The sequence below is a fragment of the Pseudomonas sp. F-14 TE3623 genome, assembly GCF_053629015.1.
In genome coordinates this window covers 3510307-3522852 of record NZ_JBRJHM010000001.1, presented here as the reverse complement: position 1 = coordinate 3522852, position 12546 = coordinate 3510307, and the positions used below count along the sequence as shown (strand labels likewise).

Sequence of the window (12546 nt, the reverse complement as noted above, 5' to 3'; positions counted from 1 at the left end):
TCTCAGTCAACCTTGGACAGATGGGTCAGCCATTCACGGCCCTTGAGCAAGCCATTCCAGTAGAACCACGGCAGCAGGGTCGCCTTGAGAAACCAGGCCGAACGGCGCGGCACCGTCGGGTCGAGGGGAAAGGTCGGCAGCAACTTACCGGCGTAACCGAACTCGGCGAGAATCACCTTGCCCTTCTCCACCGTCAGCGGGCAGGAACCGTAGCCGTCGTACTTGAGTGGCAACGGCTGTTGCTTGCGCAGGGCCAGCAGGTTTTGCGCCACCACCACGATTTGCTTGCGCACGGCTGCAGCAGTTTTCGCGTTGCTGGTGGAACAGACATCGCCCAAGGCAAAGACGTTGGTATAGCGCACGTGTTGCAGGCTGTGCGGGTTCACTTCGCACCAGCCAGCAGCGTCGGACAACGGGCTTTGGCGGATGAAATCCGGCGAGACCTGAGGCGGCACGACGTGCAGCAGGTCGAAGGTTTTTTCTTCTACGGTCACGACACCCGCAGCGTCCTTGACCTCGAACCACGCGGTTTTCGACGGCCCGTCAACCTTGACCAGATTGGAGTTGAAGGCCAGCCGGGCGTTGTACTTTTCGATGTACTTCATGAGCGGCGGCACGAATGTCGCCACGCCGAATAACGCAGCGCCGGCCAGGTTGAACTCGACGTCGAATTTGTTCAGAACGCCAGTTTTACGCCAGTGATCGCAGGACAAGTACAAGGCTTTCTGCGGCGCACCAGCGCATTTGATCGGTAGCGCTGGCTGGGTGAAGATCGCTTTGCCGCCGCGCAATCCCTGGACCAGTTCCCAGGTGTAGGCCGCGTATCGATAGCTGTAATTGGAGGTCACGCCGTTCTGGCCGAGGGTGTCCTGCAAGCCTTCGATTTTCTCCCAGGCCAGGCGCAAACCGGGGCAGACAACGAGGTTCTGGTAACTAACGGTGCGGCCATCGTCGAGGGTCAGCTGGTTGCTGTCGGGGGCGATGTCAGTCACGGACGCCTGCAACCAGGTGGCCTGACGCGGCATCACCGAAGACATCGGGCGCGCGGTGTTTTTCACCGCGTAAGCACCGCCGCCCACCAGTGTCCACGCCGGTTGGTAGTAATGCTGGCTGTCGGGTTCGATGACGGTAATTTTTAAACCCGGATCGCGTTTCAGCAGGCTGGCAACCAAACCAATGCCGGCGGTCCCGCCGCCTATTACCACGATGTCGGCACTGATGGATGGGCCCCAGTGTTGATCGTTCATCATTCATTCCTTGTTATTGCACGCATGGCGCCGGGTTCATTAAGTCACGGAACCTGTGGGAGCGGGCTTGCTCGCGAAAGCGGTGTATCAGGCAACATCAATATTGACTGTGCCGCCGTCTTCGCGAGCAAGTCGAATCGTCGCACCGCCGCTCCCACATGGATTGCGCTTAACTGACCGGCATCAGGTTCAGCCCCAGCTTTTCAGCACCGCTCCGCAATACAGGCCGGACAGCGTCTTCATCACCTGAATCACTTCGTGACTGGCTAAACCATAGAATATGTACTTGCCTTCACGACGGGTGACTACCAATCCCTCGTCGCGCAGGATGCCCAGCTGTTGGGACAGTGTGGGCTGGCGCACGCCGGTCATTTTTTCCAGTTCGCCGACGTTCCGCTCGCCCTGGGTCAATTGGCAGAGAATCAGCAAGCGGTCCTCGTTGGCCAAAGCCTTGAGCAGCGCGCAAGCTTTGGAGGCCGAGGCCCGGAGCTGGGCGACTTCACATTCGGTCAGACTGGATTGCATTTGCAGGATGCCTTCGACGTCACTTAAGCTGCGGACATTATGTTTAAACATAAAGTGTTGCAACCGGTTATTGTCCTCCCGCCCCTTTCCACAGGTTCCTGCCATGTTTGCGTTGATTGAAGCCTTCCTCGACCCCGCCTCGTCAACCTACAGCTATGTAATCTACGAGCACGATGGCGGGCACTGCGCGATTGTCGATCCGGTGCTGGATTACGACCCCGCGGCCGGACGCACCGCGACCGTCCAGGCAGACAAGATCATCGCCTTCGTGCGTGAACACCAGTTGCAGGTGCAATGGCTGCTGGAAACCCACGCCCATGCCGATCACCTGTCGGCCGCGCCTTATCTGCGTCGGGAACTGGGGGGCAAGATTGCGATTGGTGAGTCGATCAGCAAGGTTCAGGGGGTGTTCAAGACGCTGTTCAACCTTGAACCGGAATTTAGCGTTGATGGTTCACAGTTCGATCACCTGTTCGCGCCGGACGAGTCATTCCGGATCGGCAACCTCAAGGCCACGGCCCTGCACGTTCCCGGGCATACCCCGGCGGACATGGCTTATCTGATCGACGGCGATGTGATTCTGGTGGGCGATACGTTGTTCATGCCGGACGTCGGCACCGCGCGTTGCGATTTCCCCGGCGGCGACGCCAACCAGATGTTTGCTTCGATCCACAAACTATTGGCCTTCCCCGCCAGCGTTCGTCTCTACGTCTGCCACGATTACCCGCCCGAGGGCCGCGCCCCACAATGCCAGAGCACGGTGGGTGAGCAGCGCAAAAGCAATATTCATATTCACGATGGCATTGATGAGGCTGCTTTCGTCGCCATGCGTACTCAGCGCGATGCCGGGTTGGGTATGCCGACGCTGTTGTTGCCGGCGATTCAAGTGAATGTGCGGGCGGGGAATTTGCCGCCGGCGGAAGAGAATGGTGTGAGTTACCTGAAGATTCCCCTGAATCAACTCTGACCTTCGATCGTTCCCACGCGCAGCAAAGGAATGCCGCCAGGGACGCTCCGCGTTCCGCTTCCGAATGTGACGCAGAGCGTCACGGGATGCATTCCCACGCAGAGCGTGGGAACGATCAATTAGCCAACGTCAACCCATTCGCCGGCAACGGCAGTGCCGTCTTATACCTCACCTGCTTGAGCGCAAAGCTCGAACGAATGTTCGCCACCCCCGGCACCTTGGTCAGAAAGTCCATCATGAAGCGTTCCAGCGACTGAATGGTCGGCACCAGCACGCGGATCAGGTAGTCCGGGTCGCCAGCCATCAAATAACACTCCATCACTTCCGGGCGATCCGAGATCGCCTCTTCGAAATGCTGCAACGCCTCCTCCACCTGTTTCTCCAGGCTGACGTGAATGAACACATTCACATGTAGCCCCAGCAGGTCGGCATCCAGCAGGGTCACTTGCTCACGAATCAGCCCTAATTCTTCCATCGCCTTGACCCGGTTGAAGCACGGCGTCGGCGACAGGTTCACCGAGCGCGCGAGGTCGGCGTTGGTGATGCGCGCGTTCTCTTGAAGGCTGTTGAGAATGCCGATATCGGTACGGTCCAGTTTGCGCATGAGACAAAACCACCTGCTTTTTATGTTTATGCAGAATTTTTATCCTCAAATGAGCTCAAGCGCAACGAAACAGAGAGAAATATTCTTCTTGGGCCGGCCTATGATTGTTGTAGGACAAGAATTCTTTTACCGAAGAATGACTGCCAGCTCACTACAAGAAATTCACAAGATCGAGCGTAGAAGCCATGAACCAAGCGTACGAACCGCTGCGCCTGCACGTTCCCGAACCTTCGGGCCGCCCCGGCTGCAAAACCGACTTCTCCTACCTGCATCTGACTGACGCAGGCCTGGTGCGCAAACCCCCAATCGACGTTGAACCGGCCGACACGGCTGATCTGGCCAAAGGCCTGATTCGCGTGCTCGACGACCAGGGCAATGCCCTCGGTCCATGGGCCGAAGGCGTGCCGGTGGAGATCCTGCGTAAAGGCATGCGCGCCATGCTCAAGACGCGGATTTTCGACAACCGCATGGTGGTCGCCCAGCGTCAGAAAAAAATGTCGTTCTACATGCAAAGCCTTGGCGAAGAAGCCATCGGTAGCGCCCAGGCCCTGGCCTTGAACATCGACGACATGTGCTTCCCCACCTACCGTCAGCAAAGCATCCTCATGGCCCGCGAAGTGCCATTGGTGGACCTGATCTGCCAACTGCTGTCCAACGAGCGCGATCCGCTCAAAGGCCGTCAGCTGCCGATCATGTACTCGGTTAAGGATGCCGGCTTCTTCACCATTTCCGGCAACCTCGCCACTCAATTCGTTCAGGGCGTTGGCTGGGGCATGGCCTCGGCGATCAAGGGCGACACCAAAATCGCCTCGGCCTGGATCGGCGACGGTGCTACCGCTGAATCAGACTTCCACACCGCCCTCACCTTCGCCCACGTCTACCGTGCGCCGGTGATCCTCAACGTGGTCAACAACCAGTGGGCGATCTCGACGTTCCAGGCGATTGCCGGCGGTGAAGCCACCACCTTCGCCGGACGCGGCGTCGGTTGCGGCATCGCCTCCCTGCGGGTCGATGGCAACGATTTTGTCGCGGTATACGCCGCTTCCGCCTGGGCCGCCGAACGCGCACGCCGCAACCTCGGCCCGACCATGATCGAATGGGTCACCTACCGCGCTGGCCCGCACTCGACGTCTGATGATCCATCCAAATACCGTCCTGCCGACGACTGGAGCCACTTCCCGTTAGGCGACCCGATTGCGCGCCTCAAACAGCATCTGATCAAAATCGGTCAGTGGTCCGAAGAGGAGCACGTCGCGGTCAGCGCCGAACTGGAAGCCGAAGTGATCGCCGCACAGAAAGAAGCCGAGCAGTACGGCACCCTCGCCGGCGGCCAGATTCCAAGCGCCGCGACCATGTTCGAAGACGTCTACAAAGAGATGCCGGAGCACTTGAAGCGCCAGCGTCAAGAGTTGGGGATCTGACATGAACGATCACAACAACAAAATCGAGTTGGAAACCGCCATGACCACGACCACCATGACCATGATCCAGGCCCTGCGCTCGGCCATGGATGTGATGCTTGAGCGTGACGACAACGTCGTGGTGTTCGGCCAAGACGTGGGCTACTTCGGCGGCGTGTTCCGTTGCACCGAAGGCCTGCAGAACAAGTACGGCACCTCCCGCGTATTCGATGCACCGATCTCTGAAAGCGGCATCGTCGGCGTCGCCGTGGGCATGGGCGCTTACGGTTTGCGGCCGGTGGCCGAGATCCAGTTCGCCGATTATGTTTACCCGGCATCGGACCAGATCATTTCCGAAGCCGCACGCCTACGCTATCGCTCGGCTGGCGAGTTCACCGCACCGATGACCCTGCGCATGCCCTGCGGCGGCGGCATCTATGGCGGCCAGACCCACAGCCAGAGCATCGAGGCGATGTTCACCCAGGTTTGCGGTTTGCGCACGGTCATGCCGTCCAACCCTTACGACGCCAAAGGCCTGCTGATCGCCTCCATCGAAAACGATGACCCGGTGATCTTCCTCGAACCAAAACGTCTGTACAACGGCCCGTTCGATGGCCACCACGACCGCCCGGTAACCCCGTGGTCGAAACACCCCGCCGCGCAAGTGCCGGACGGTTACTACACCGTGCCGCTGGACGTCGCCGCCATCGCTCGTCCGGGCAAAGACGTGACCATCCTGACCTACGGCACCACGGTTTATGTGTCGCAAGTGGCGGCTGAAGAAACCGGCATCGACGCCGAGGTCATCGACCTGCGCAGCCTGTGGCCGCTAGACCTGGAAACCATCGTCAAATCGGTGAAGAAAACCGGCCGTTGCGTGATCGTTCACGAAGCGACCCGTACCTGCGGTTTCGGCGCCGAACTGGTCGCCTTGGTGCAAGAGCATTGCTTCCACTACCTGGAAGCGCCGATCGAGCGCGTCACCGGTTGGGACACCCCCTACCCGCACGCGCAAGAGTGGGCGTATTTCCCTGGTCCGTCCCGAGTGGGCGCGGCTTTGCATCGGGTTATGGAGGTCTGAATGGGCACGCACGTTATTAAAATGCCGGACATTGGCGAAGGCATTGCAGAAGTTGAACTGTCTCAGTGGCACGTCAAGGTCGGCGACATGGTCGTCGAGGATCAGGTGCTGGCCGATGTCATGACCGACAAGGCGATGGTCGACATTCCATCCCCGGTGCATGGCAAGGTGATTGCGCTGGGCGGCCAGCCTGGCGAAGTCATGGCGGTTGGCAGCATCTTGATCAGCATTGAAGTCGAAGGCGCGGGCAACGTTAAAGAGTCGGCCCAGCCAGTAACGGTTAAAGAAGCACCCGTTGCAGCGCCTAAAGTTGAAGCTGTTGTTGAAAGCAAACCGGTTGCGGTGCCTCGCCCGGCCGCTGTCTGCCAAGGCCCGATGGTTGCCCGCGAGGCCGATGAGCGTCCGCTGGCCTCCCCGGCCGTGCGCAAGCATGCGCTGGACCTCGGCATTCAATTGCGTCTGGTGCGTGGCAGCGGCCCTGCCGGTCGGGTGCTGCACGAAGACCTCGAAGCCTGGCTGGCTCAGGGTCAGTCGAATGCATCGACCGCCACCGCCGCTTACGCCCAGCGCAACGACGAAGAGCAGATCCCGGTGATCGGCATGCGCCGCAAGATCGCCCAGCGCATGCAGGACGCCACTCAGCGGGCCGCCCACTTCAGCTACGTCGAAGAAATCGACGTCACCGCCGTGGAAGAACTGCGCGCACACCTGAACGAAAAACACGGCGCGACTCGCGGCAAGCTGACCTTGCTGCCGTTCCTGGTCCGCGCGTTGGTCGTGGCTCTGCGAGACTTCCCGCAGATCAACGCCCGCTACGACGACGAAGCACAAGTCATCACCCGCCTCGGCGCGGTGCATGTCGGCGTCGCCACCCAAGCCGACATTGGTTTGATGGTGCCGGTGGTGCGTCATGCCGAAACCCGCAGCCTGTGGGACAGCGCCACGGAAATCTCCCGTTTGGCCAACACCGCGCGCACTGGCAAGGTCAGCCGTGACGAGCTATCCGGCTCGACCATCACCCTGACCAGCCTCGGCGCTTTGGGCGGCATCGTCAGCACCCCGGTGTTGAACCTGCCGGAAGTGGCGATCGTCGGCGTGAACAAAATCGTCGAACGGCCGATGGTCGTCAAAGGCCAGATCGTGATTCGCAAGATGATGAACCTCTCCAGCTCCTTCGATCACCGCGTGGTCGATGGCATGGACGCGGCGCAATTCATCCAGGCCGTTCGCAGCCTGCTCGAACAACCCGCAACCTTGTTTGTGGACTGATTATTAATGGAGCAGACATGCAGATTTTGAACACCACACTGCTGATCATCGGCGGCGGCCCCGGCGGTTATGTGACGGCGATCCGTGCTGGTCAGCTGGGCATTTCAACCATTCTGGTGGAAGGCGAATCGTTGGGCGGCACCTGCCTGAACATCGGCTGCATTCCGTCGAAGGCGTTGATTCACGTCGCCGAACAGTTCCATCAGACGCAACACCACAGCCAACACTCGGCGCTGGGCATCAGCGTGTCGGCGCCCACCCTGGACATCGGCAAGAGCGTCGAGTGGAAGGATGGCATCGTTGATCGCCTGACCACCGGCGTCTCGGCGCTATTAAAGAAGCACAAGGTCCAGGTCATTCAAGGCTGGGCGAAAGTGATCGACGGCAAAACCGTGGAAGTCGGCGACACGCGCATTCAGTGCGAGCACCTGGTGCTGGCCACCGGTTCGAAAAGCGTGAACCTGCCGATGCTGCCGATTGGCGGGCCGATCATCTCCTCTACCGAAGCGCTGGCGCCGAAAAGCGTACCGAAACGGTTGGTCGTGGTCGGTGGCGGTTACATCGGTCTGGAGCTGGGGATTGCCTATCGCAAGCTCGGCGCCGAGGTCAGTGTGGTCGAGGCGCAGGATCGCATCCTGCCGGCCTACGACGCCGAACTGACCCACCCGGTGCATGAGGCACTCAAGCAACTCGGCGTGAAGCTTTACTTGAAGCACAGCGTTGAAGGCTTTGATTCACAAGGAAATACGCTGCAAGTTCGTGACCCGAACGGTGACACCTTGACCCTGGAAACCGATCAGGTACTGGTAGCCGTCGGTCGCAAACCCAACACTCAAGGCTGGAACCTCGAAGCCTTGAATCTGGAGATGAACGGTTCGGCGATCAAGATCGACAACCGTTGCCAGACCAGCATGCGCAACGTCTACGCCATCGGCGACTTGAGCGGCGAACCGATGCTCGCCCACCGGGCCATGGCTCAGGGTGAAATGGTTGCCGAGCTGATCAGCGGTAAACACCGCGAATTCAACCCGACCGCCATCGCCGCCGTGTGCTTTACCGACCCGGAACTGGTAGTGGTCGGCAAGACCCCGGACGAGGCCAAGGCTGCGGGGCTGGACTGCATCGTTTCCAGCTTCCCGTTCGCCGCCAATGGCCGGGCGATGACGCTGGAGTCGAAAAGCGGCTTCGTGCGCGTTGTAGCGCGGCGTGACAATCATGTGATTGTTGGCTGGCAGGCGGTCGGTGTGGGCGTGTCGGAGTTGTCGACGGCGTTCGGCCAGAGCCTGGAAATGGGCGCTCGTCTGGAAGACATCGCCGGCACCATCCACGCGCATCCGACGCTCGGTGAGGCGGTGCAGGAAGCGGCGTTGCGTGCTCTTGGTCACGCGCTGCATCTGTAACCCAGGGAGATTGATGGCGTAGGTGATGGCCTCTTCGCGAGCAAGCCCGCTCCCACATTGGATTTGTGGTGTTTGTAGGTGCTATGGCAACCACAGATCGAATGTGGGAGCGGGCTTGCTCGCGAATTCTCAAGGTCGACATCATTTATATGCCATTCACCTGATAGTCCGGGCTGCGAAATGGGCCCGGAATGAAGTATTGTTGTCCCCATCCAGAAAAATGTCAGAAGCCTTGAACCGTTTCGGCGGTTGTTAAGTGATAGAGGGTGTCATGGGTAACGAAAGCATCAATTGGGACAAGCTGGGTTTTGACTACATCAAGACAGACAAGCGCTATCTGTCGCACTGGCGTAATGGCGAGTGGGACAAAGGCACCCTGACCGAAGACAACGTGCTGCACATCAGCGAAGGCTCCACTGCCCTTCACTATGGCCAGCAGTGCTTCGAAGGCCTGAAGGCCTACCGTTGCAAGGACGGTTCGATCAACCTGTTCCGCCCGGACCAGAACGCCGCACGCATGCAACGCAGCTGCGGTCGCCTGCTGATGCCGCAAGTGTCCACCGAGCAGTTCGTCGAAGCGTGCAAGGAAGTGGTTCGCGCCAACGAGCGTTTCATCCCGCCTTACGGCACTGGCGGCGCGCTGTACCTGCGCCCGTTCGTGATCGGCGTGGGTGACAACATCGGCGTGCGTACCGCGCCCGAGTTCATCTTCTCGATCTTCTGCATCCCGGTCGGCGCCTACTTCAAGGGCGGTTTGACCCCGCACAACTTCCTGATCTCCAGCTACGACCGTGCAGCCCCACAAGGCACCGGCGCGGCCAAGGTCGGTGGCAACTACGCCGCCAGCCTGATGCCGGGCTCCCAAGCCAAGAAGGCGCATTTCGCCGACTGCATCTACCTGGACCCGCTCACCCACACCAAAATCGAAGAAGTCGGCTCGGCCAACTTCTTCGGGATCACCCACGACAACAAGTTCGTCACCCCGAACTCCCCTTCGGTGTTGCCGGGTATCACTCGTCTGTCATTGATCGAGCTGGCCAAAACACGTCTCGGCCTGGAAGTGGTTGAAGGTGACGTGTTCATCGACAAGCTGTCCGACTTCAAGGAAGCCGGTGCTTGCGGTACCGCTGCAGTGATCACCCCGATCGGCGGCATCAGTTACAACGACAAGCTGCACGTGTTCCATAGCGAAACCGAAGTCGGCCCGGTCACCCAGAAGCTCTACAAAGAGCTGACCGGTGTACAGACCGGCGACGTCGAAGCGCCAGCGGGCTGGATCGTCAAGGTTTGACTTGACGGGGCCTGACCCCAAGCGGCATATAACCCATCCATCGCTTTGGCGGTGGGTGGGTTTTTTATTGCGTTAATTGCACCTGCTGGAACCTTGCAGTTCTCGTATGCGTTTAAGCATGGTCTCAGGGCAATGTTTTTTCAGGGCTTCCACGTCAATCGGCTTTGAGGGTGAAGCTAAAAATTGAGAAATAGCCTCCTTGTCAAACTCTTCAAAAATATAGAAGCGACTAGGATCATAAAAATACAAATCCTTGACGGCTTTGTTGGTAGTAATTAGTTTTTTGTCAAAAAATGCCGCTTCCAAGGTTCGAAGAGTGAGGCCAGATTGCCCTGGCTGGTTGATCTCTATTAGCACGTCAGCATCAATTACTTGCTGGAGGTTTTCCTCATACGACAATACTGAATCAGTATGATATTTCGTTAGAGGAATGGATGACTCATCCTTCACGATTTGAAATTTAATACTACAACCCAAGCTTTCAAGATCATTGGCAATCTCTTCTATCAGTTGAGAGCGACCTTTATCCCTGCCAAGAAAAAAACAAGTAATACTGCGGGAAGGCTCCCGTTTATTTGTATTCAGCTTTCTTGCTGCTTCTGCATTGAAAGGAAAGAACTGCTCGAGGTAGTCGATACCAAATAAACGACACTGCACCGGGTCGAAGCTGTAGATTCTGTCGAAAATCTTTCTCATTTCATCTACAAAAGGCGCATCAACCAGATCTCTGATCAGAAGGACTTTTACGCCTTTGAAGGTTTTAATAACACTAGGATTTAATCCGCGTTTAGCTTGCCCCTCATTACAAATCAATATGTCTTTAGAACTTATTGATTTATTCGCATTGACCAACCTCCCGAGCCAAGACGTTGAAATAGTTAGCGGGGTTTTCTTTTGAAGTGATCTTATAGTACGGTTGATTCTTTTGGCGTAAGCCGGGATGTGGAGTTTATGAACATTATGGTTTTCAGCCAGACCATCGATCATAATTTGCTCGTACCGAGCTTTCCACCCTAAAAAAAACACTCTCATATCATTTCCCAGGTGTTAAATTGCTGGTCATCTAACGAGGTCAGGATGTTTAAAAAATCAAACAGGTAATGACCGACATAGAAAACCACAACCAAAAATAATCGCACCCAGAACAAAATAGTTAATTCCCATTCGTTTTCGCGAACGCAAAAATAGCATCATTCTACTGGCTGTCGCTATAAAAAAGCTGATACCCCGAGCTCCTGAAATTAGCCCACTGAACCAGCATGGCACATAGCCATTCAACAGGGAGTTTGACACAACACCCGCCAATGGGTGAAGTCAGCCTTGCAAATTTGACACTATAACCTGATACCGCACGCCAATATTTCCCGAGCCTCCAGCCTTCAAAGGTGAACGTCGGAGCCAATAATTGCATCGGATCAAATCAGCGCCCTGCTCCATTCGTCACTAAACTTGCCGCGTGCAACAACCTCAACAGGTGCCTCAAAACCATGAACAGACTCTGGCGAAAGTATCTGGCCTTGCTGGACACCGACTTCACCACGCAAGTGTTCGACAACATCAAGAACCTGCTGGTGTGTGCCCTGCTGTTCGCGGCGGGCACCAACGTACTGGGTCGCGAGCATCACCTGTTCATGGGGTTACTCGCTTCGAATCTGGCGGGTTGGGGGCTGATTTTGGTGTCAGCGATGCTGATGTTGCTGAGTGTCAGTGACGGCCTGCGCCGGCTGTCCAAGTTGCCGTATCACACGGCGTTTCAAATTATTTTATTTCTGATTTACCTGATTTTGGCAGTGCGTGTGGTGGAGATTGTTTGGGTTTTCAGGGCGTAGCGGTCACAGTACGAGGTGTTTGCCAACGCAGCTCATCCTGAGCAATCCGGGCAAACAACCACTCCACAAACACCCGTGTCTGAACGGTCACGTCCGGCGCAACACCGTAGTAATAACGCGGCAACGGCACACGCAACTCGGGCAACGGACAGATCAGCTGTCCGCTCAAAAGATGGGTGCCCAGCAAAGAGGTCGGACACAAAGCAATGCCCTGTCCTTCCACGGCGGCCTGAAGCACCAGGTGCATGTGATCAAACTGCCGGGTTACCTGAGTGGCTGACTGACTCTGACCAAAGTGCATCGCCCAATGGTGCCAGTCTTCACGACGTGCCTTGGCGGTCAGTAACGTGTGCCGGCTCAGCGAAGTGAGGTCTTCAAGTGGCAGGCGCTCGATCAGCGATGGCGCCGCGACCAGCAAGAGTTCGTCTTCGAACAGCGCTCGCGCTTCAATCGCCGGGGCCCAATCGTCACGACCACGGCGAATGACGATATCGAACCCGTCACGTGCCTGATCGGGTGCCTGGGTTTGCGTGATCACCTGGGGCTTGATGTCCGGGTGCTGCGCAATGAAATCCGCCAGCCTGGGCGTCAGCCAAAGCACGGCAAAGGACGGACGTACATTGATCTTCACGATAGGCAGCGAGGCATGTTGCTTGAGCGCAGCGGCAGCGTCGGCGATCTGCGACAGCCCCGCACTGACCTGCTCATAAAAGCGCTGACCGGCCGGCGTCAGCACCGATTGCCGGATGCGCCGCTCGAACAGCAGCACGCCCAGGTACTCCTCAAGCAATTTGACATGCCGGCTGACGGCGCTGTGACTGACATGCAGCTCTTCGGCCGCCAGCCTGAAGCTCTGATGACGAGCAGCAACGGCGAAGGCGCGAACAGCATTAAGCGGCGGTAGTTGATTTTTCATGCGTCTAATTTAGTCAC

Annotated in this window: 12 protein-coding genes; 7 read left to right on the top strand and 5 right to left on the bottom strand. The window is 57.7% G+C overall.

Translation table 11 applies throughout. From position 1 onward, the window contains the following. Positions 1 to 2 precede the first annotated feature (2 nt). Positions 3 to 1247 (bottom strand): FAD-dependent oxidoreductase, encoded by a 1245-nt coding sequence (locus AB7M29_RS16515; protein WP_454247316.1) that lies wholly within the window; start codon positions 1245 to 1247, stop codon positions 3 to 5. A 189-nt stretch (positions 1248 to 1436) separates the two neighbouring features. Continuing rightward, positions 1437 to 1772, bottom strand: a complete 336-nt coding sequence (locus tag AB7M29_RS16510) for an ArsR/SmtB family transcription factor (protein WP_032830345.1) — start codon at positions 1770 to 1772, stop codon at positions 1437 to 1439. Between the two features lie 103 nt (positions 1773 to 1875). Between AB7M29_RS16510 and AB7M29_RS16505 the strand changes: the two genes are divergently transcribed. Next, positions 1876 to 2739, top strand: a complete 864-nt coding sequence (locus tag AB7M29_RS16505) for an MBL fold metallo-hydrolase (protein ID WP_454247315.1) — start codon at positions 1876 to 1878, stop codon at positions 2737 to 2739. 115 nt (positions 2740 to 2854) lie between these two features. Here the strand turns inward: AB7M29_RS16505 and bkdR are convergent, their stop codons facing one another. Beyond that, a complete protein-coding gene (bkdR, locus tag AB7M29_RS16500; RefSeq protein ID WP_017339472.1) occupies positions 2855 to 3343 on the bottom strand; it encodes a Bkd operon transcriptional regulator BkdR in 489 nt (162 codons plus the stop codon). Between the two features lie 185 nt (positions 3344 to 3528). On the opposite strand from bkdR, the gene AB7M29_RS16495 reads away from it, so the two are divergent. The 5 genes from AB7M29_RS16495 to AB7M29_RS16475 all read left to right on the top strand — a co-directional run bounded on the left by AB7M29_RS16495 (position 3529) and on the right by AB7M29_RS16475 (position 9784). Beyond that, complete coding sequence (locus AB7M29_RS16495) at positions 3529 to 4764, top strand: 3-methyl-2-oxobutanoate dehydrogenase (2-methylpropanoyl-transferring) subunit alpha (protein ID WP_008005369.1); 1236 nt, start codon at positions 3529 to 3531, stop codon at positions 4762 to 4764. Position 4765: 1 nt separating this feature from the next. Beyond that, entirely contained in the window at positions 4766 to 5824 is a 1059-nt protein-coding gene (locus tag AB7M29_RS16490) for an alpha-ketoacid dehydrogenase subunit beta (RefSeq protein WP_048394689.1), read from the top strand. After that, the gene (locus AB7M29_RS16485) at positions 5825 to 7093 is read left to right on the top strand and encodes a dihydrolipoamide acetyltransferase family protein (RefSeq protein ID WP_454247314.1); all 1269 of its coding nucleotides are present in this window, start codon (positions 5825 to 5827) and stop codon (positions 7091 to 7093) included. It begins immediately after the preceding gene. A gap of 17 nt (positions 7094 to 7110) precedes the next feature. Beyond that, positions 7111 to 8493 carry a dihydrolipoyl dehydrogenase gene (gene lpdA, locus AB7M29_RS16480; RefSeq protein ID WP_454247313.1) on the top strand — a complete coding sequence of 461 codons (1383 nt, stop codon included), beginning with the start codon at positions 7111 to 7113 and terminating at the stop codon, positions 8491 to 8493. 271 nt (positions 8494 to 8764) lie between these two features. Next, entirely contained in the window at positions 8765 to 9784 is a 1020-nt protein-coding gene (locus AB7M29_RS16475; protein WP_038984199.1) for a branched-chain amino acid aminotransferase, read from the top strand. 72 nt (positions 9785 to 9856) lie between these two features. Here the strand turns inward: AB7M29_RS16475 and AB7M29_RS16470 are convergent, their stop codons facing one another. After that, positions 9857 to 10771, bottom strand: a complete 915-nt coding sequence (locus AB7M29_RS16470; protein WP_217854650.1) for a hypothetical protein — start codon at positions 10769 to 10771, stop codon at positions 9857 to 9859. Positions 10772 to 11271: 500 nt separating this feature from the next. Between AB7M29_RS16470 and AB7M29_RS16465 the strand changes: the two genes are divergently transcribed. Beyond that, a complete protein-coding gene (locus AB7M29_RS16465; protein ID WP_217854649.1) occupies positions 11272 to 11613 on the top strand; it encodes a hypothetical protein in 342 nt (113 codons plus the stop codon). Here AB7M29_RS16465 and AB7M29_RS16460 read toward each other — a convergent pair. Next, positions 11603 to 12529 (bottom strand): LysR substrate-binding domain-containing protein, encoded by a 927-nt coding sequence (locus AB7M29_RS16460; RefSeq protein ID WP_454247312.1) that lies wholly within the window; start codon positions 12527 to 12529, stop codon positions 11603 to 11605. The genes AB7M29_RS16465 and AB7M29_RS16460 overlap by 11 nt on opposite strands. Between the last annotated feature and the right edge of the window lie 17 nt (positions 12530 to 12546).